Annotated in this window: 21 protein-coding genes; 1 reads left to right on the top strand and 20 read right to left on the bottom strand. The window is 58.2% G+C overall.

All coding sequences use genetic code 11. The features are described 5' to 3' along the window. Window positions 1-17: 17 nt before the first annotated feature. The 16 genes from ACR1XY_RS17575 to ACR1XY_RS17500 all read right to left on the bottom strand — a co-directional run bounded on the left by ACR1XY_RS17575 (window position 18) and on the right by ACR1XY_RS17500 (window position 14040). Window positions 18-380: a GPW/gp25 family protein gene (locus ACR1XY_RS17575; RefSeq protein ID WP_480595102.1), complete on the bottom strand. Its 363-nt coding sequence runs from the start codon at window positions 378-380 to the stop codon at window positions 18-20. Further along, a complete protein-coding gene (locus ACR1XY_RS17570) occupies window positions 377-700 on the bottom strand; it encodes a hypothetical protein (RefSeq protein WP_480595100.1) in 324 nt (107 codons plus the stop codon). Before ACR1XY_RS17570 ends, ACR1XY_RS17575 begins: the two co-directional genes overlap by 4 nt. Beyond that, on the bottom strand, window positions 700-1197 hold the full coding sequence (locus ACR1XY_RS17565) for a phage baseplate assembly protein V (protein ID WP_480595098.1): 498 nt from the start codon (window positions 1195-1197) through the stop codon (window positions 700-702). Before ACR1XY_RS17565 ends, ACR1XY_RS17570 begins: the two co-directional genes overlap by 1 nt. Next, window positions 1194-2330 (bottom strand): hypothetical protein, encoded by a 1137-nt coding sequence (locus tag ACR1XY_RS17560; RefSeq protein ID WP_480595096.1) that lies wholly within the window; start codon window positions 2328-2330, stop codon window positions 1194-1196. Before ACR1XY_RS17560 ends, ACR1XY_RS17565 begins: the two co-directional genes overlap by 4 nt. Beyond that, on the bottom strand, window positions 2327-2626 hold the full coding sequence (locus tag ACR1XY_RS17555) for a hypothetical protein (protein ID WP_480595094.1): 300 nt from the start codon (window positions 2624-2626) through the stop codon (window positions 2327-2329). Before ACR1XY_RS17555 ends, ACR1XY_RS17560 begins: the two co-directional genes overlap by 4 nt. Window positions 2627-2635: 9 nt before the next feature. Continuing rightward, window positions 2636-3253, bottom strand: coding sequence for a hypothetical protein (locus ACR1XY_RS17550; RefSeq protein ID WP_480595092.1), 618 nt, complete (start codon window positions 3251-3253; stop codon window positions 2636-2638). Between the two features lie 59 nt (window positions 3254-3312). Then, window positions 3313-3555 (bottom strand): hypothetical protein, encoded by a 243-nt coding sequence (locus ACR1XY_RS17545; RefSeq protein ID WP_480595090.1) that lies wholly within the window; start codon window positions 3553-3555, stop codon window positions 3313-3315. Next, on the bottom strand, window positions 3545-5206 hold the full coding sequence (locus ACR1XY_RS17540) for an eCIS core domain-containing protein (protein ID WP_480595087.1): 1662 nt from the start codon (window positions 5204-5206) through the stop codon (window positions 3545-3547). Before ACR1XY_RS17540 ends, ACR1XY_RS17545 begins: the two co-directional genes overlap by 11 nt. Further along, window positions 5203-5412, bottom strand: a complete 210-nt coding sequence (locus ACR1XY_RS17535; protein ID WP_480595080.1) for a hypothetical protein — start codon at window positions 5410-5412, stop codon at window positions 5203-5205. The genes ACR1XY_RS17540 and ACR1XY_RS17535 overlap by 4 nt, the downstream gene beginning before the upstream one ends. Continuing rightward, window positions 5409-7517, bottom strand: a complete 2109-nt coding sequence (locus tag ACR1XY_RS17530; protein WP_480595078.1) for an ATP-binding protein — start codon at window positions 7515-7517, stop codon at window positions 5409-5411. Before ACR1XY_RS17530 ends, ACR1XY_RS17535 begins: the two co-directional genes overlap by 4 nt. After that, the gene (locus tag ACR1XY_RS17525; RefSeq protein WP_480595073.1) at window positions 7514-8815 is read right to left on the bottom strand and encodes a Pvc16 family protein; all 1302 of its coding nucleotides are present in this window, start codon (window positions 8813-8815) and stop codon (window positions 7514-7516) included. The genes ACR1XY_RS17530 and ACR1XY_RS17525 overlap by 4 nt, the downstream gene beginning before the upstream one ends. Further along, complete coding sequence (locus ACR1XY_RS17520; protein ID WP_480595067.1) at window positions 8812-9864, bottom strand: hypothetical protein; 1053 nt, start codon at window positions 9862-9864, stop codon at window positions 8812-8814. The genes ACR1XY_RS17525 and ACR1XY_RS17520 overlap by 4 nt, the downstream gene beginning before the upstream one ends. Further along, entirely contained in the window at window positions 9861-10583 is a 723-nt protein-coding gene (locus ACR1XY_RS17515) for a T4 family baseplate hub assembly chaperone (protein ID WP_480595062.1), read from the bottom strand. The genes ACR1XY_RS17520 and ACR1XY_RS17515 overlap by 4 nt, the downstream gene beginning before the upstream one ends. Before the next feature lie 6 nt (window positions 10584-10589). Beyond that, window positions 10590-11117, bottom strand: coding sequence for a phage tail protein (locus ACR1XY_RS17510; RefSeq protein ID WP_480595058.1), 528 nt, complete (start codon window positions 11115-11117; stop codon window positions 10590-10592). A 26-nt stretch (window positions 11118-11143) separates the two neighbouring features. After that, window positions 11144-12742 (bottom strand): phage tail sheath family protein, encoded by a 1599-nt coding sequence (locus ACR1XY_RS17505; RefSeq protein WP_480595054.1) that lies wholly within the window; start codon window positions 12740-12742, stop codon window positions 11144-11146. Between the two features lie 401 nt (window positions 12743-13143). After that, on the bottom strand, window positions 13144-14040 hold the full coding sequence (locus tag ACR1XY_RS17500; RefSeq protein WP_480595049.1) for an AfsR/SARP family transcriptional regulator: 897 nt from the start codon (window positions 14038-14040) through the stop codon (window positions 13144-13146). A 524-nt stretch (window positions 14041-14564) separates the two neighbouring features. Here ACR1XY_RS17500 and ACR1XY_RS17495 point away from each other — a divergent pair. Next, complete coding sequence (locus ACR1XY_RS17495; RefSeq protein WP_480595044.1) at window positions 14565-14717, top strand: hypothetical protein; 153 nt, start codon at window positions 14565-14567, stop codon at window positions 14715-14717. Between the two features lie 656 nt (window positions 14718-15373). Here the strand turns inward: ACR1XY_RS17495 and ACR1XY_RS17490 are convergent. From ACR1XY_RS17490 to speD, 4 genes are all read right to left on the bottom strand, one after another. Beyond that, window positions 15374-16924, bottom strand: coding sequence for a polyamine aminopropyltransferase (locus ACR1XY_RS17490; RefSeq protein ID WP_480595039.1), 1551 nt, complete (start codon window positions 16922-16924; stop codon window positions 15374-15376). Between the two features lie 76 nt (window positions 16925-17000). After that, window positions 17001-17588, bottom strand: a complete 588-nt coding sequence (locus ACR1XY_RS17485; protein ID WP_480595034.1) for a hypothetical protein — start codon at window positions 17586-17588, stop codon at window positions 17001-17003. An 18-nt stretch (window positions 17589-17606) separates the two neighbouring features. Next, the gene (locus tag ACR1XY_RS17480; RefSeq protein WP_480595029.1) at window positions 17607-18959 is read right to left on the bottom strand and encodes a rhomboid family intramembrane serine protease; all 1353 of its coding nucleotides are present in this window, start codon (window positions 18957-18959) and stop codon (window positions 17607-17609) included. Further along, window positions 18919-19308 (bottom strand): adenosylmethionine decarboxylase, encoded by a 390-nt coding sequence (speD, locus tag ACR1XY_RS17475; RefSeq protein ID WP_480595026.1) that lies wholly within the window; start codon window positions 19306-19308, stop codon window positions 18919-18921. The genes ACR1XY_RS17480 and speD overlap by 41 nt, the downstream gene beginning before the upstream one ends. Window positions 19309-19328 lie beyond the last annotated feature (20 nt).

Below are 19328 nucleotides of genomic sequence, written 5' to 3'. Positions count from 1 at the left end.
GTTATGGCATCCACAACTCATGGCAGGCTCCGTTGGAAATTGTCCGTGCGTGTTTCACCTGTCCGTTTGACAAGATAACGAACCTCGACCTGCAGCACGGCGTCTTGCGCTGATGCAACCAGAACCTGCACGGTGATCAGATCGCCCAGGTATTGTTGCAACCCGGCTTGCGCATTGCGCTGCAAGGTCGAGGCCAGAGCGTCGCTGTTGGGCTCGAACACAACTTCGGCCAGCCCGGCGCCGAAATCGGGGCGGTTCACACGTTCCCCGGCGCGCGTGAACAGGAATTGCTCGATCATATCCCGGATATGATCGTCTCCGTCTGTCAATGCGGTGCGTCCGCGGGCGTCGAAGTCAAAGGGGTAATCGATCTGTATCATGTCGCCTTCACCCTTGTCTGTGTCTGCACGATGATCACGCCTGTCCCTGTGGGCGCGCAGATTGCCTGCGAGCTTTGAATCAAGAGCGGTTGGCCACTTGCCATGACCCGGGTGGCTCCGCTGGTCCATTGGGCCGTCACACAGGGTCCGTTGCCGGCGGTTGGTGGTGGCAAAGTGCATCCCGCAATCGTATAAGGCACCGGCTGCACGGTGACCTTAGTGCCGCTTACACTGACCCGAAGATCCGGCTTGGTCGGTTGCGCCTGACCACCATGCAGGCAAGTCACGGTTGCTCCCTGGTGCAGAACAAATCCCGGCATCACGTCACCTCCAATGCGGTGCCATTGACCGAAGTCTTGGGACCCTGCAGGGCCACGGTCGCTCCCTGTCCGGTTGTGATCTCGATGCCTTGCGGCCCCATAGTGATCTTGAGCCCACCCTGGGCTTCGATGGTGATCGACGCGGGACCCGGACCATCAGCGATGGTGACGGTTGCCGTGTCGGTCTTCAGTACTTTCATCTCGGCGATCTGCGGGCTGGCGGGCACATCGCCGGAACTGTCCCAGAACCCTCCCATCCAGACCGGATGTTCTGGATCGCCACGCTCGAATAGAATCCAGAGTTTGGCACCTACCGGCGGAATGAAAAAGAAACCGACCCCTGGCCCGGCATAGGGTGCGCAGGGCATGGCCCATGTCAGCGTGTTGCTTCCGAATACGCTTGGCAGGCTGAATTGCACACGCCCCTGCCGCTGCGGGTCGATATTGTTGGTGACTTCGCCGCGAAAGAGGCCATTGAGCTGAACAGTGTTACTCATGGCATCACCAGTGGCGTGGTCTTCCCAAGCCCTTCACGCGACAGGTTGAATTTCTGTTTGTATTGCCCTTTTTTGATGTCGATTGAATGGGTAACAGACTTGACGTAGAAGCGGCCGTCAAAACTGTCTCCGGCGCCGCGGACATCGACAAGGCTGCGGGGTTTCAGAATGCGGCCATAGCGCAGCGCATCAAGTGTCCCCTCGGCGGTGACGACACTGTCATAGGAGGTGTTGACCTTGCCCTGCGCCCGCACGCGTTTCTGCGCATCGCTTTCCCCGTCTGGCCCATCGCCAAGAAAGTCTTTCTTTCGCGGGCTTGGGATGCGTGCAGCCAGAGGCACGCCGCGGTTGTAGCTGTCGATGGTTTCGGTGCCGCCCGAAGTCTTGGTGTAGGTCATCGAAGTCGGTGACAACTCGCCATAGGAAAACGTCATCGTCTCGACATTACTTCCCGGTCCCATATTCACTGACAGCGCAGGCTGCGGTACGCTCAGGCGCTGTGGCGGTCCCCAATAAGCGATGTTCGAAAGCGGCAGTAGGCCTGGTTCTACATAAAAGACGAACCCGTGTTTTCCCGCGAGCTTTTTGATGTACTCCAGATCCGTTTCCCTGGTGGTCTGACTCCGCGTCTGTTCCGTAACTGGAGTTGTCAGCGCGTTGTCTGGCGGCATCACCTGCGGGACGATCCCGTAGTCGATGATATAGGGAAGCAGGATAAACGGGACGATCAGATTGTCGCCCAGCTGCGGGTAAGGACGTTCTTCTTTCTTCAGGTCCATCATGACGCTGACATCTTCACCAGTCACCGTCAGTTTCGACTGGCCGGGTTCATCACTGGGTGCCAACTGATGAGTGGTAATGATCCCGTCCATGATAGGCTGTGGTTTGACGCCGAAGAGAACTGACAGCACAACCCGTGTGAAGGGTTTCAGCTTGGCCTCTTTCAGCAGGGCAAAATCCTTGCGATCAGCAAGCCCGCGGCCGACTTGGAACACCATTTGAAAGCCCGAGCGTTCACTGTCCTTGGCCGTCACTTCCACACTCTGCAGCGCTTCATTGACCTTGAGAGGGGCCGGTGTGGGCAGGGTCTCGCCCAGCAGAAGCTGAAGATGAAGGCCGAAGAAGTTGATCATGGCGATGCTCCGGGCAGCAGGGCTACGATCAGGCGTGTGCCGGTCCGTTCAACCAATGCCTCGGCGCGCATGGCATTGTTAACATCCGCGATCTGCCAGAACAGTTCCGGATCGCCGAGGTACAGAGCTGAAAGATGATCCAGCCGATCGCCTTCTTTCACCACGTGCTCGCGGATCACGGTGCCTGCTCCGGCCCGTGGCAGAAATCTGCGCGCAACAAATCGTATCTTGGTACCGTCCGGCCTGATGTGGGTCAGGACGTCAAGGTCGGCATATCGACTGCCGGGTTCGAACATGTCTAAACCTCACTCAAATAACTCATCCAGGTTGTCGATGTTGGCGACGCTGCCGATTGTGGCGAACACCTCCTTGGCGATCTGATGAAGAAGAAATATCCAGTAACCCGGATGGGTCAGGGACAAGTCGTTGTAACTCAGGACCCGCAGGCCAAGGGTGGCCTTGGCCTCTATCGGGTTGAGGTTGCCATCGAATTTCTGCTCTTCGATCGAGAATTCCTTGATCTGCACCGGGAGAATCCGCTGCGGCCCCCAGACAAAGAGCGTCAGCGGGCCGGTAGGCGGAATGACCTCGATGGTGCCGGTGGCCAGAAGAACGGTATTGGTGATCACCAGCGCGCTCTTGGGGTAGACCAGCATCTCTAGCGCCGAGAGCTGGGGATAGAGCCCCAAGGCTTCGGTTATGCTGTCGCCGATATCAAGGTCGTCGGCGGCATCGAATTTCAGGTCGAACTTGATCACCTCTTCGGGCGGCCCTTTCAGACGCTCGGTCTCGAAGATCGAACCCTTCGTACCTGCGGTCTGCGGTGTCAGCGTCCGGGTTATTTTTTCCGGATTGAACTGGAACACCGTGATCGAGGCCACCGGGTTGAACGGGTCAAGACCTATGAGAGCGCCTTTACGCATTCGCTATGCTCCTTCCCCCTGATATGGGCGAGTGCCCGTCGGATGGCGCGCGGCGGGGGTCACTGTTCGAACCGCGCTGAAAGAACCTCGCCCGATGTTGCAGAAATCGTGTAGTGCAGCCCACCGCCCTGTGCTTGCGGATCCTGCGGTTCGAAATCGATCTGCCACTGGACGTCCTGCAGAACGATCTGGATGCGATATTGCGTCAGATTGGCAATGCTCTGGCTTGCATCGTCAATCGCGATCCGAAGCGCGGCATCTGCCAAGACCTTCACGTCTTCTGATCTGGGTTCATTGGTCATCGTGAGTTCCGTCCGCTTTAGCTTGGGGTGCAACGCCGCCTCCGGCGCCGGGCAGGCCCTGATTACCTGCAAGGTGCAGCCGTCGGTTCGGACCGCTGGAGAATATGTCGAAGGTTGTTGTCACCGTGTCGTTCGACCCGACGACGATGTCCGGGACACCGTGTGCCGCGTCCACCGTGGTGTCTCGGGCGCTTGGCCCTGCAGTCCACCTTGCCCCAAGGTTAGGGTGGGTATGGAACTTGGCCACGACGATGTTGTCGGCGATGATCGGTGGTGATGCGAGGTTGATGCCGGCAGTGACTCCGGCGGCCTGGCGACGCACGGATAGGCGATTTGTAATCAGGTTCAAATAGACCCATCCACCCTCTTCGTGCTGGTTGACCAGCGGTGGGTTCACGCCGACATCAGAATCTGTCCATGCTGCCGCCAGGGCGGCAGCGACCGTGGCATTGGCGACAAGGCGATTGTGGGTCGGCGCACGTCGCCCGAGAAGTTCGACGCAACGGGCGAAATCGTTCCACGTGGACAGGTGCGACCGCATCCGGGTCAGGAAGGATGGTTCGGCCAGGATCACGTCCTGCTGCAACCTCGTTGCGGCAACTATGGTTGCACGCCAATCTGCATAGGTGGTGTTGCCGGCCGACATCAAGCCGTCCAGGTCGCTGCGAAGCTGTACGCCAGCGGCAAGGCCGCCCAGTCCGGTGAAGCCGAGAAAATCCGCCTCGCCGAGGATTTCGAGGCTGAGCCGCCTGCGTGTGAACCCGTCGATCTTGCCCGTGGCAGTAAGGCCATAAAGGATCTGATAGTCGGCGACTGCCTGTACGAAATCGGCGTCTATATTCGCAGGAGACGCGGAAATTCCAAGTATATCGCGAAGAAGCCCGATTTCGGTCGCTTCGGTGATCGTCAATTGATTGAACGTGATCGCGTCGGCGATCTCGGCGGGACTAAGGATCTTGCGGGTTCCACCAGGGGTGGTTGGTGGTACTGCCAGATCCCGCTGAACAAGCCCCGTGCGACTATCCGATTGCTGTACGACATGTGTCAATTCATGGGCCATCAGGCTGCGGCCCGTGGCTGTTTCACTTGAAAATTGTCCGCGCCCGAAGACGATATGGTTGTCCACCGTATAGGCGCGCGCACCGATCTGATCGGCGGACGCCGCCGCGCGGTCGTCGGAATGCACGCGCACGCCGCTGAAATCCGCTCCAAAACGTGGCTCATACAGGGCGCGATCTGCGGCACCAAGCGGTTGTCCGGGCGTCGCAACCACGCTTTGGACAGTTGCCAGCGTCTTGGTCGTTACGTGATCCGGCCTTTCGTCTCCGCGCGCTCGCAGACGCACCGTCGCGTCGGCAGCAGGACTGCTTTTCCCGTCAGGTACTTGGTGCGTACCGGTTTTTGGCGATTGATTGAAGGTTCGGGCGACGCCGTCTGCCTCGCGCTCGAGCGGGCTGGAACCAGACGCGACCCGAAGCTTGGTCTGAAGTGTAGGTTGATGTGTCGGCACCGCGCTGATGTCCCAGCCGTGCCCCGAGAAGTGCGCGCGTCTTGGCAGCGGCTTGGATGGTGCCAGACGGGTACGGTGTGCTCCTCCGATCCCGGAAAAGACCGTTCGCAAAATGGGGGATGCAACCTGTCGTCTCATCATCCCAGCCTCGTACTGGCGGCGGATGCAATTCGGGCCACTAGGTCGTCCACCGTCTGCGCCAGAGCTCCCGGATCGTGGATGAGACGCGGACTCGAGGATTGTATCCCGGCGATCAGTGCGTCACCGAGCGCGGCGCGCAATGCCGGGTCGCTGAAATTCACGTGGCTGTCCAAGACCAAATGATCAATCGTTATCTCGGCCCTCATGCCTGCACCTCCCTGATCATCGGTGCTTCACGCCAGGTGAAGTCCGTGTCGTTCACCGGTCGTTCGAGTTTCTCGTATTCGGCGCGTGCAGCAGCCAGGACCAGCGGCATAGTGACCGGTTCTTCAGTCTCAGCCGCCATGAAGGCGGCGTTCATCGCGACAGTCGCGATGTTGCCGCCCGAGAGATTCAGGCGAGCCAACCGGTCATAATCGAGGTGGCCGAGCGGCACGTTCGACGGCCAAGCGCGCCGCCAGATTTCGCGGCGGTGCAAGGGGCCGGGATAGGGGAAATTGACCACGAAACGCAGCCTGCGCAGAAACGCGGCATCCAGCGCCCGGCGCATGTTTGTCGACAGGATCGCCAAGCCGCTGAAACTCTCGATCCGCTGAAGCAGATAGCTGGTTTCGATATTTGCATAGCGATCATGGCTGTCACGCACTTCGGATCGTTTGCCAAACAGCGCGTCGGCTTCGTCGAAGAAGAGGATCGCACCGCCGCCTTCCGCCGCATCGAACAGTGTACGCAGGTTCTTCTCAGTCTCGCCGATGTACTTGGACACAACCGCAGACAGATCGATCCGATAGAGCCGCAGGTCGAGCGCATTGGCGATCACTTCGGCAGCCATCGTCTTGCCGGTACCGCTGTCACCTGCAAAAAGCGCACTTATGCCCAAGCCGCGGTTCGTGCGTTCCCGGAAACCCCAGTCGTCGTAAACCTTGGCCCGTCGCGCGACCTGTGCCGACAGCTGTCGCAGCAGAGACATTCCTGCGTCCGGCAATACAATATCATTCCAATGCGCGACCGGTCGGATGCGTTCGGCCAGGCGATCCAGGCCAGGGGCCGTATCCTCGATGCAAGCCTTCCAAAGCGTATCGGATGCCCCGTTGCCCGCTTGCGCAGACAGGGCAATGCGCCGGATTGTGGGAGCATTGAGATCAAACTGGGCCGTGATCCGTGTGATCACTTCGGGGTCCGCATCCGGCATTGCGTCGGACCAAAGCGCGACTTGTTCCGTTGCAGTGGGACGCTCGACTTCGACCATCGGGCCGAGGTCACCTTGGCCTTCGCGAACCCCGATCGCCAGAACGCCCCCACTGCGCGAAATGAACTGTGCAATCGGTGGGTTTGACGGTGGGGCCTCACCGCTATCGACATGGGTGTCCAGATAGAGCGAAATCGGCATCAAAAGGCTTTCGCGATGCCAGAGCCGGGCAAGCCGTTCCAGCTCATCGGGTTTGCGCGGCAGAAGCCCTGCGGGCATTCTGCAGGGTGTCAGCCCCTGCGCGCGCGCCGCGCGCTGCGCGACCATTTGCTGACTGGCGGGGTCGGAACCAACAAGTTGAACCGAGGATGGGCGGCCTTCGCCATTCTGGCGCATCAGATTAACGGCCCTTGTCACAGCGACTTCCTGCGACGCTGGTAAGGCCCCGCGCGTTACATCATCAAACGGCAGCAGCAGGGGCGACAAACGATCGTCGAGGTATGTCAGGCCCTTGAGGAAATTGGTTACTTTCTCGTCGACGCGTAACGGGCTGATCGTCAATGGTCTGTTGTCGGACTGCGAGATTTCCAGCAACCGCCAATAGCGCAGTGGTCGGAGCGGAGACAGGACGTCCCATGCGGGATCGTCAAACAACGCTAAAGCCAAAGCAAAAGTCGGGTAATCGCGCGCCGCATCTCCTTGCGCTGCTGCACAAAGCCCGGCCATTCGGGTGTCGAGCTCGACAGCTGCGCATAACAGAAGGATTTCACGCTCGAACTCGGTCAGATCGAACCGATCGCCCAATAGGTGCAGCGCAGGCTCGCCATTGATGTCCGCTTCGGCCTTGGCGCGGGTGCTCGCGGCGCGTTCGATATCGCTTTGGCTTGGCGCTGGCGGCGGTTTTGGGGCGGTCTCGGAGCGGTCGCCGAAAATGGCAGTCCAACGGTTGCTGCCGCGCGGCGCTTCGGCGACCTTATGCTGTTTTGCCGCAAAGGCCGAAAGCAGCAGCCGCAGATGAGCAATTGCGGCGGACAGATAAGCGTCGTTAGCCAAATGCCAGTCTTCGGTCGTCGGGGCGACGGCAGTTGGCTTTGCGGCAGTATTGTCGGTGGTGTTGCTCATGGCGCTATCGTCAATATCTGAGCGGCATCAAACGCGGGTGGTACGGCCAACGATTCAACCGGTAGGCTGTCAATCCCGTCGACCCGCAGCCGGGCCACGTGGTCGCCCGGTGTCAGATTGTCGACAGTCACGGTTACGGAACTGGGTGCGTCCGGATCGGCCGGTGTCACGATGGACCCGGGAGAAGGGGTCAGCGCGCGGTCGCCCAGAAGAACCACAACACGCTGGTCCGATTGCAGTTGAGGCGTGCAGGTGATTGTCAGCGCGAAAGGTTGGGCAGCTTCAGGCTGACTTGCCGGCACCAGACTGCTGACTTGCGGGGCAAGCGCAAAAGTCAGGCGGTTGGTCGTCCACGAGGGCGCATCGGAATGCGTGACCTCAAACTCGAGCCGATAGAACCCTGCGGGCCAATCCCGCGATACTTCTGTTTCGGTAATTTGAGGCAGTGAAACCCGCACCGTGCTGTCTTCGCGTTCGGGCATCAGAGGCCGACTATGAGTAACGCCGTTGTCGCCGGTAAGCCGTGCCGTCATCGTGGCGCCGGAAAAATTGCTGCCCCTGACCACGATCACATCGCCCAGTTCTGCGGACGGTTTTGCCAATACTGGTGGTGTCGGCAAAGCGGGGTTCAGAAAGGCGTCGATCCGGCTTAGGCTGGGTGCACCACCCGAGACAACGGCCGGACCACGATCCGCATCGCCGCGACGCAGAACAGGGAGCGCGGCCGAAGGCTGAAGGGCGCTTTCGATCAGCAAAACGCCAACCTTGTACCCGGCAGATAGTCGAAATTCCGACTGGAACCCCGACCAAATTGTTGTCAATTCGTCAGGCGTATAGGTCAACGCGGTCACGCGGACACGCTCGATTTGCTCGTCCAGTTCGGCATCCTCCAGGGCGGATTCGATTTCGGCCCGTCCCAGCACCGGGTGATCGTGCAGGATACGCATGGCATTGCCGAGCAGAACCTGTGCGATCAGCTCATTGTCATTCTCGGCATAGATCGTGAGCAGATAGTACAGGTTTAGCGGCAGCACCGGCGGGAGCCTCTCGCCCGGACGACCCTGACGTGGCAGATCGGTATTGCGCCAGGCCGCGTTGTATTCCGTGTGGTAGAGAAAAAGATTTATGCGGTTGCGGGTGGCATCAGGCCGGACCTGATCGGGCGGTTGCGTTGTGATGTCGATTTGGTTGAGCGGTCGCGCATCTATCGGCAGTGCACTGTAGTCCGCTGTTGCAACAGGGTTGAGAAGATTGCGCAGAGTCAATGTTGTTGCAGCAATGGCAAGGGGCGTACTCATGATCCGCCTCCTGAACTGCGGGTTTCAAGATATTCATCGAGACTCATCAGCTTGGGCGCCGGGCGTTTTGGTCGGGTGTCGGTGGCTGGCTGTTCCGGTACTTCGGTCTTGACCTCAATACGCCCGATACTGATCCGGATCGTTGTTTCAGCGGCTTTTGGCTCGAGCGGCGCACGAAGATCCGGCACGGGCGCCAGCGGCGATGTCCGGTTTTCGACAACCCTGCGCGGGCGAAGCGGTGCAATGTCTCGTGCATCGCCTTCTGGCTCAGGGATCGGCTGAGTTGACTTTGGCACAGGTTCAATAGGTTCTTCGGACAGATCGCTTTTCGAATTCCGGTCGGGGTAAACGTTGTGTTTCGACCGGGCTTCGAGTTCGTCCGTGTTTCGCGTCTCACGCCTCGGGGTAAGAACCATCTGCCTGACGATCCGTTCGAGCGGTGCATCCACGCGTCGAACCGGCTTCGAAGGTTTCATCGGCGCAGGCTCGGTTGCGATTTGCGGCGCAGCGCGATCATGTTCAGGAGGCTTTGGCGGCTCCGGTGCTGCAGGTTTGAGTTTCGATGTAACTTCGGTGTTTTCGGCCGCTGTGCTTTGCGTTGCCTCAGGTGTTGTTGCGACGGTGGGCAGGGGGGCTTCCGTGGCCTTGGGTTGCAGGATGGGTTTTTCTGTGTCCGGGCGCGGTTCTGGAAGCTGCGCTATCGGCGTTTCAGGGGCAACTATCTGCGGCTCGGCAGATGGATCCGGTGCGACCGTCGGCGATATCGGGGTTTCCTCCGGGAGGTCTGAGCGATCGGCGATATTGGCATATGTCGGCTCTGGCTGGGCGGGCCGTTCGGGTGCGACCGGGGTTGGAGAGACAACCAGATTCTCGGTCCGAACCGGGGTGGCTATGTCCTCGTGCTGATCCAAAGGTTCCGGCGGAACACCGGCGCCTTCGGCCTCAAAGGCCGCCGCCGGGCGTGGACGAACGCTGCCACCTTCTGCTGCGGGTGTTTCGGATGGCGGACCCAGATTGCGAGCCGCAAGGGAGGCGAGGAAATCACTCATGATCTTGCCAGCGCCAGATATTGCTTTCGTCGCCAGGGGCTGAGATCGAGGATATCGCTCTCAAACCAGCCATAGGCCCGGGCTAGTACGTGAACTTCGCACAGAAAACGGCGTACCCATGCCCCTATTTCTTCCCAGAAAAACGCGAGGATGTCGAACTGCGCCGACCATTGGTGCGCACAGTGGGGGCAAATCATCCCGGCTTTCATGTCTGCGCGGGGGTCTGCCCCGCCGATTGCCTCGATCAGTGCAACCCGCTGCCCGTGATCAAGCGCGTCAATCGAAGCGCGGGCACCGTCAATCGTCACGTCGCGAACGCAAGCCGCCAGCAGCGCCTTGCTCGGATCGACGCCCGGTATCAGAGATTCAAGGTCATGAGTATCTGGTAGTTTAAACTTGACCGCCAAAGCACCGTCCTCAAACGTCCAGGGGCCGCTGGTTTCGGGGGGCGGTAATGCCACGTCATCAACCGTGAAGCTCAGTTCCAGCTGTTCACCGCATCCGGGGCAGTCTGCAAGGCTGTTCAGCGCGTTGCCAAATACCGCCTGCCGAAGCCGCAGAAGCCGGGCGTCGCGTTCACCAATGGGCAGCCGGGTTAAATCCTGTCGGGTCAGGTCTGGTTCGGCGGCTTGGAGTAACAGCATAGCGCGCGCGTAAGGGGCGGCGGTTTGTCCATCCTCCCAAATCTGCAAAATCTTACGGGGCGTCAGCGGCAACATTGCGCATTAGTCCTCAGGGTCTGTGAAGCTTTCTTCGGTCGGCTCTGTTACGGCCTGATCACGTTCCCACCCTTCGTTTTCCAGTTTCAGGGTCTGGATCGCGACTGCGTTGGCCGTTGCATCAAGCTCGGGTAGGGACTGATATTCCGAAGGCCAGCAGCGCAACACGTTGTAGCTGATCGCAAGCTGCCCGGCTTCGTTGTAGAGCTCGATGATGATGTCCTTGCGAAAATCTCTGAGGGACACTTCGGCGCCCAGCCCCGAGCCCAGGTTCCAGACTTTGTTCGCCCATTTCTCGAACTCGGTATCGTGGGTCACCCCACGTTCCAGAGTGATGGCCTCGAACTTAGTCTGGCCCGGTGATTTTCGCACGGTAGACGGATCACCGCCTTCACGGTGTTCGACGACCTCGGTGGTTCTGCCAAGCGCGCTGATCTTGCTGACGCCTGCAACATATCGACCGTCCCATTTCACGCGGAACTTGAAATTCTTGTAGGGGTCGAAACGTTCGGTATTGACGGAAAACTGTGCCATTGCCCTGCAATTTCCTTTCTGCCGGATCAGGTTTCGATATCGCCGGCCATTTGCTGGATCTTAAGGACGACGAATTCAGCCGGACGCAGAGGCGCAAAGCCCACGACGATGTTTACAATGCCGAGATTGATGTCGTTTTGCGTGGTGGTCTCGCTGTCGACCTTGACGAAATATGCGTCGCGGGGTGAACTGCCCTGGAAAGCGCCCTGCCGAAACAGGTTACGCATGAAGGCGCCGACGTTCAGACGTATCTGAGCCCAAAGCGGTTCGTCGTTGGGTTCAAAGACGACCCATTGTGTGCCACGGTAAAGGCTCTCTTCGATGAACAGTGCAAGTCGCCGTATCGGAACATATTTGTATTCGTCGCCCAGTTGATCGGCGCCGCGCAACGTGCGGGCGCCCCAGACTACCCGCCCGGTAATCGGGAATGCACGGAGCGAGTTGATACCCAGCGGATTGATCTGCCCGTTTTCGTCGTCGGTGAGCTTGACCGAGAGACGCTGGACCCCGCGCGTTGCTGCGTCGACACCGGCGGGGGCTTTCCACACACCACGAGAGACATCGGTGCGCGACCAGACCCCTGCGATGATACCGCAGGCGGCAAAGGTGTCCTGCTGACCCTGTCTTAACGGATCGGACATGACTACACGGGGAAAATAAAGCGCTGCATTGCGGGCCCGAACCCCGGTGAGATTCAGCGCCGCCAGCCCGCCAGATGCCGCCGACGCGCTGGTCCAGGCCGCAGGGGAATCGACGATCATCATGGCGCGCCGCTCGACGCAGTAATTCAATGCCTCATCGTAGACAGGCTGCGGTGTATCCCCGCCACGCGTATCGGGCGGTATGCAGAGGATATTGAACAGGTCCGCGTCTTCCAAAGCGTAGAGCCGGGTTTTCCCGGCCCGGCTTCCGGTGAAATCGGTTGTCGATGTCAGAAACGCGCTGTCCTCGCCATCTGTCGAAACCGGGCTGGATAATGAGTCGTCTGTCCAGACGGTAGCGGGGTCCACGATGGGGTCATCCGCCGTCGGGATTGCTCCGGCAAGCGGGCTGGGTGCCCGGATGAGCGCCGATTGTGCGGCAAGAACACGGTCGACGCGACGCTGGCTCTCGGCAACCGTCAGGTTCACAAAAACCTCCTGCGCACCCGTGACCGTGTCGCGCACCGTCAGATTGAACAGATCAGCGCTGGTCAGGCCTTCGGCATCCACCCATGGCAGCGGGTGCGGGGAGGCCTGTGTCGGCACGTCGTGGTCGATCCGCACCCGCAGATTGTTCGCCCAGGCGCCGGGGCTTGCAGCTGCAAGTGTTAATCCATTGGCGTCGATCTGAGCAGTATCGGAGCCACCCCCGGCAGCGGTAGTGTAGGCCCGGACTATGATGGCTTGACCGCCGCCATTGGCAAAGAAATCGCGCACGGCGTAACTCATCGGGTAAGCGATGCCCAAGCCGCCGAAATTGCGCTCAAAGTCGCCGAAATTGTTAATGATAAATGGCGTATCGATGGGCCCTTTCGACGCTCGCCCAAGAAAGGCGGTTATCGACGTGGCCACTCCTGCAATTGTGCGGACACCGCTGGGAATTTCCTCGATATAGACGCCGGGATACGTCAGGACTGCGGGCATGGCTGAGCTTCCTTACGATTGGGGAAATCAAGTTTGATGGGAGTTTTGACATTGCGGTTTGACAAAGGAGGCATACCGCGCGAAGCCGATCGAAAGCGGGCCGATAAACGGCCGCGATCAATCTCGTCGTTGGGGGGTCGGATCTGTCGCATGACGTCGAACACTCCGCTTCCGGATGAAATTCCACCCATGATAGCGCGACGCTATAACGACCGGATTATTCGATAATCCAACGTGGGCCACGTTGCTGTTTGTCGGCTCTTGCCTGACTCTCACACAGCCATCACACAACTCTCAAACGCTGAGTTTTGGTCTATGTGATCTCCGCCAGCGAAAACGCTGCTTCACAAGCTTCTGATAACGGATGGATAGGAAGCGTTCGGTTCGATAACCCTATCGGTTCAAAGCTCACCGAGATCGGGTTCAAGAATGGTGCCGAGAACTGCGTTGCGCTGCGCGCCTACTTCTCGCAGCCGCTGATTGATGCTGGACGCGGCGGTAGTCGAGCGTGCGTTCCTGCAGAAGTCTGGTCCAGTCGATCTGTCTTTGCCGAGGATGTAGCGATAGAGCATGGTCGTTTCCGCCATCGGGTCCACGTCTATTTCTTCGCGCAGTCTGCGCCTGAGTGTCAGGTATTGCTCAATCGCCTTGCCGCGCTGACCGTTCATCACATAAAGCCACATGACGGCGCGTTGCGTAGTTTCTTTCAGAGCGTCGCTTTCCAAAATGATCGATCCACAAGCCAGTGCCTCGTCCAGACGCCCCGATAATGCGTTGTCCCGCATGAGAATGGTCATGCCCCGTTCAAAGAGACAGCGGTACCGCTCCCGTTCCCGCATGACCCAGTCACTTGCCGCACCTTCCATAAACCCGTCGCAATACTGGGTTAGCGCGCACTGCAACTCGTTTCGCATCTCACGCACAAGCGGTCCTTTTGCAGCCGCAATCGTGCAGATTTCGACCTGTCGTGCAAGGTTTGCACAATCCAGAGCTACCTCAGATCCCATGTTCATAACCACCGCTGCTTCGCTGGCCCGAACGATGGAGACCTGATCGTCTATGTTGGAAGATTTCAGCGAACTGTTGATCCGCCACAACGCAGTATTGAGTGATGCTCGGGACCGTGAGCGCGTTTTCTCCGGCCAGAAGATTTCGGCGATACGCTCGCGGCGCTGGGACGCATCCGAATGGACCGCCAGATAGCTGAACAACTCGCGCGTAATTGGGCCTAAATTCTTACAGACCAAGCGCGGCCCGTCATAAATTGATAAACCGCCAAATGTACGGATATGAATCATTTTTGGTAGTCCCGACGTCCAGAAATTGACTAGTCGAGCCGATGACCCGTTATTGCTAGAATCCACAGGCGGCAATACTACCACAAAGTCTCTTCCTTGTAATGCCCTTGGGTTGAATTCACGGCCCGGGTCACACCCAAAATCTGCGCACCTTTGAAATTCTGCGAAATGTTCGTGACTTGGCGGTGTTACGCTTTTTTACGGGGTCGCAGGCGGTGCGAGATAGCCAGAAAGATCGGCGAAAATTCGCCGGGGGTGGTGTTGAAAAGCATCCCGGGCCGCAGTTTGGGGCGTGACTAACCCTTGCGGACAATCCCGATGATGCTTTCGTCGTTAAAGTCCAGGCGCTCATTCAACACCTGTTCATCCATTATGTCGCGTTGGAAAAAGTAGGATCCGGTAACCCGGTGAGGCAGGTAGTAGTCGGCGATTGCAGCGATGGTGATATTCAACCGGGTCCGTAAATATCCGAGGGAAACCCGAACGCCTTTCATCCCGTGTGCTGATAGAAAAGGGAGGGCATCATGTCATTCATCATGAAATACATCGAACAGAAGGTGATAACCCTTCGTAACCTGCTACTTGCATCTGCCTATGGGGTAGGGTGTGTTGCGGTCTTGACCCTGCTGGGAGGCATGGCGCGTGGCGCATGGGCTTTTGATCTCGTCAGGGATTGATGGATTGTAGTCTCAGTTCAAGGCGCGACCTGACTTCGCCTGGGTGGAACTGGCGCTTCGAACAACCGGTTTTTGTCGGAGACACAATCCGCGCTGAACTACACGTGATTGGAAAGCGCAAAACCTCATCCGGTTGGAGCAGGATCGCAGCTTCCAGATTCTTTGTTTTCAACCTGGAGGGGCAAAGGGTGTAAAACAGAATGATTGAGTTGATCTTCGACCTGTGATCGAAACCGAACCAAACTGAGATCAAGGGAAATACCCGTAGCGGGCCGTTGACAAAGCCGGAAAGACGCTTGGTTTCATGCTGTCCAAGCGTCGGAACAAGGCTGCGGCGTCTAAATTGGCAGGGATCGAACTGGTCAACAGAATCCGCAAAGGTCAACTCACCCCCAGGCTCTGTCCATTTCAGCAGTTTAATAAGTTAGCCGGTTAATCAACTTTGGCGGAAACACTGCCGTCCAGTTTAACTCTTGGGACAAAACCCATCCTGTGTGCCGAAGCCGGGTTGCGGGCAATTGGCCAGATGGGTGATGTATAGGGCGCATCGCAAGCAATCAGCGCCGAATACGCTGATCGCGGAAACTGGGCAAAACTCTGTTCTACGTTGTTAACCGTAGAATACGGTGCCCGAAGTACTCAATTGCCAGTGTACCTCAATAGCCGGATACATCGCGCGAATATTCGTGGTAGATGCCGGGGTCAAAAATCGAGTTGACGGCAAGTTCACGCTTGGGCCGAAGATCATCGGAAAACACCTGGGCGGCCGCGAATACTTCAGGAGTAATGAACTTAAGGGTATCGGGCAGGTCACCCAGCGTTGATGCTGGATCATTGGTAGCAAGATTGTATCCCCAGATTCCGAAAGAGGGGATCGACATCTGATAGTTCACGACCTTCGGAAAAATCTCGGACAAGGTTTCTGAAACGGTCCAGTAGGTATGGGGCGAAAAGAAGGGCGAGCTGCTTTGCGTGACCAGCACACCGTCCGCTGTCAGAATGCTCTGAACCATGGCATAAAACTCGACCGAGTAGAGTTTCGACAGAGCCTCGTTATGGGGATCGGGGAAATCGATGATGATCCGATCATAGGTCTGATCCGTGGATTTGACATAGTTGAACGCGTCGGTGTTGTGGATGTTCAGTGACGACGCATCCATGCTGTTTTCGTTCAGACGGGCGATGGGGGCCAGATTACGCCCCAGATCGGTCATCGCGGGATCAAGGTCGACCAGATCGATGCGCGTCACGCTTGGGTATTTCAGGATCTCGCGCACTGCGAGCCCGTCACCTCCGCCCAGCACCAAGACGGATTTGGGGTTATTTTCGCCCCAGGACAGGACGGGGTGAACCAGCGCTTCGTGATACCGATACTCATCCGCTTCGGCGAATTGCAGATGGCCGTCGATAAAAAGGCGAACGTCGTTCTTTTGCCAGGTGTTGGTGACAACAAGTGATTGATATTGCGTCTGTTTACGCCAGACGATGCGATCAAAATACAGGTGGTCCTGAGCGAAGGCGGTGATACGCCCGGCTAGCAACGTCAGTACGAACAGCAGAACAATGGTGCCAATTGCGCAGGCCAGCATCCGTTTGGGCGCGTCCAGCTGGTCGCGCAGACACAGAACGCTCAGGACGGCAACCATGGCGTTGGTCAGGCCAATGGCGAACGAAGATGAGATCAGCCCAAGGGACGGCAGCAGCAGAATGGGGAACAGAACCGACCCGCCAAGCGCACCGATATAGTCCAGCGATAGCACATCGGCGATGGACTCCCGCGCAGTGCTGCTCTCCGACAAAACCCGCATCAGCAGGGGAATCTCCAGCCCGACCAGAAATCCGATGGCCGAGATAAAGGTGAACATGCCGACCGTGTAGAACCAAGGTGCATATGGAAAGAGCATGAACAGCGACACGCTGCACAGACCACCGATCAGCGCCAGGATCAGCTCAACCCAGATGAATGTCTGGATCAGGTTGCCGTGGAAAAAGCGGGACACGTAAGACCCGACGCCCATGGCGAACATGAAAAACCCGATAGTCAGCGAGAATTGATAGACCGAATTGCCCAGCAGGTAGCTGGACACCGTCCCGATGATCAGTTCGTAGACAATGCCACACAGGGCAACAACCAGGATTGCGCCAAGCAGAACCATTGCCTGCCGGCGGGGCAGATCCGTGTAGCGTAGTGTCATAGTGTCGGTCATACAAAAATCCGAGAAACTGGAAAGCCCGGCGTGATTGATGCGCCGGGCCTTGATGGGTGTTGTGTTTGCGCAGTTCTTACTTACCTGCGCGCAGACCGCCGGAGCGGGCGCTGCGCGGGGCCGAGTAGCTGGTGCGCGGGGTAACGGTGCGGTTGTTGAAACTGGAGGCGCTGATGCCGGCCGAACGCTGACGGCTGATCAGGTTGCCGATCAGCGCGCCCGCCAGGAACCCTGCGCCCGAAAACCGCAGGCCAGCGGATTGACCGGTCGTGTCGGTAGCGATCAGGCGGTTATTCGCCTCGTCGATCTCGATGGTGAAAACCTCACCTTCACCCGTATCACGAATGCCGTTGGCATTTGGATCGGCGTAGCCCGAGAACTTGGCGTCGGACAGAATTTCCAGACCCAGCGGTTTGTCGTAAAACCGCGGCTCCGAGTTCATCACCTGCGTCAGATAGCCGGTGAATTCATCTACCTGCTCGTCAGAGGCTTCGGCGATGCTGTTGGCGTCCAAATACTCTTGGTATTGGATGATGGTGAATTCGGTGCGGTCCAGAACCTGCCCGAGATCAGCAGTCTGTTCCGATTTCGGTGCCAGGAAATATGAATAGGCCGCAAAGCCCAGAACGCCAATTATGACGATCGTTTTCAGTTTACCAAACATTGAATACTCCTATGAACTTCAGTCTGTCTTTTGGGTTGTTCCAAGATCGCGGCTCCACCAGACCTGATGCAGGTCTTTGCCGTAGAACTCTTTGAGCTCACCGCATTTTGTCAGGCCCTGCGCCTGCAGATCCGCCGCGTTGACGTCGGACAGGTCAGATGGAACGGCCAGAACGGCCATGCGGTATTTCTGACTGCGTGCCAGCGAAAGCTGTTGATCCAGCCCGCTCAGCCCGGCGTTGGTTTCGCGCCAACGCAGGCCCGCCACGTCGTCAGTTTCGGGTGCCTTGTGAATCTCAAAGATCGATAAGCCGGTATTCGCAGAGGGATCCGCGCGTAGTGCCTCGGGAGCTTCGGGATTATCCAGCCCGTAGATGATCTTGACTTCGTTCGGGCCATGATATCCGGGCACGGTCAATTCGATGGAGGCGCCGAACTCTTCATAGAGTTTATGTGCAGCGGCATAGAGTTTTTTGCCAAACTCTTCATAGTCGCTGGTTTCGATGAATATCTTGCGTACCTGCAGTTGCGCCAGCTTTCCCAGCAGATCGTTCAGCATCAGGGCACCCAACCCCTTTCCGGTGTGGGCCTGATCCAGATAGGTCCAGGACAGCCATGCGACGTCTGGCACGTCTTCGTCCAGGCTGTAGCCGATCAGCCCAACCACGTTGCCCTTTTCCTGAAGGACGAACATGTTGTCCGTCCCGCGGTCCACGAACGTGCTTTCAGCCTCGGCCGCGTCATCCTCATCGGTCTGAGCGATGATCTGGATGGCGGACGACACGTGTCGCCACTCCATGGGTTTGAGCTTGGGCCCACTCGAGCCGAAAAGGGCGTTAAACATGGCCAATCCTCCGCCGATCAAGGCGCTTGTGATATGGGTGAAAACAGCGATCTGAGAATGCAGGAACAGCCACTCGGCCCCGAGAACGATACAGATCAGGGCCAGCGTCCAGCCGCGCCGTTCCGGTCGGCTGACGACAATCAAGCCATAGGAAACCAGACCGTATGCAACACCGGACAGGCCGATAAACCCCGGCCCGACCAACAGCATCTCTACCGTTGTTCCGGCGAGGGCGAACAGGGCGACCAGACCCAGTGTTCGAATCCTGCCCAGGATGGGTTCGGTAAAGCTCCCGCCGACAAGGATGAGAAGACAATTGAGCGTCAGGTGACTCAGATCGCCGTGTCGAAACATGAACAGCAGATGATCGGAAAAACTCACGATAGGCCCGGAATACCGGACCGGACCCAGCAACGCATAACCCGCAATCGCGCTTAGTATGAGGCCTATGGTAACCGGGAAACTGCGCAGCTCTTCCGTTCGCCTTTCAGTGGCCCACCGCCACAAGCCGATGAGTCGCGTGGCCAATCAGGCCTCGACGAATGGACTGCACATTCACGCGTTGCGGTCGGAAATAGGATTTCAGAACGTCCAGGCTGAGTTGCGGTTTTGCGTCGCCACACATGAAAATATCGATGGCGGCATATCCATGTTCGGGCCAGGTGTGGACCGAGATATGCGACTCGGCCAGCAACGCGACCCCGGTGAACCCTGCCCGTCGCCCGAAATCATGGGTATTCACCCCTAGAACATGCGCTTTGGCGGCAATCGCCGCGCGTGTCAGAGCGTCTTCGGCGGGAACGGGATCGTAAAGTGCGCTTGAGTCGAAGAAATCTGCTATAAGGTGTGTACCCAGCGAAGACGACGTGCCGTCCATAAAAACCAATATCCCAAAAC

This window comes from Ruegeria sp. AD11(2025) (genome assembly GCF_056542405.1).
Note: the sequence above shows the minus strand (reverse complement) of the source record. Positions and strands in the feature narration are given on the sequence as shown.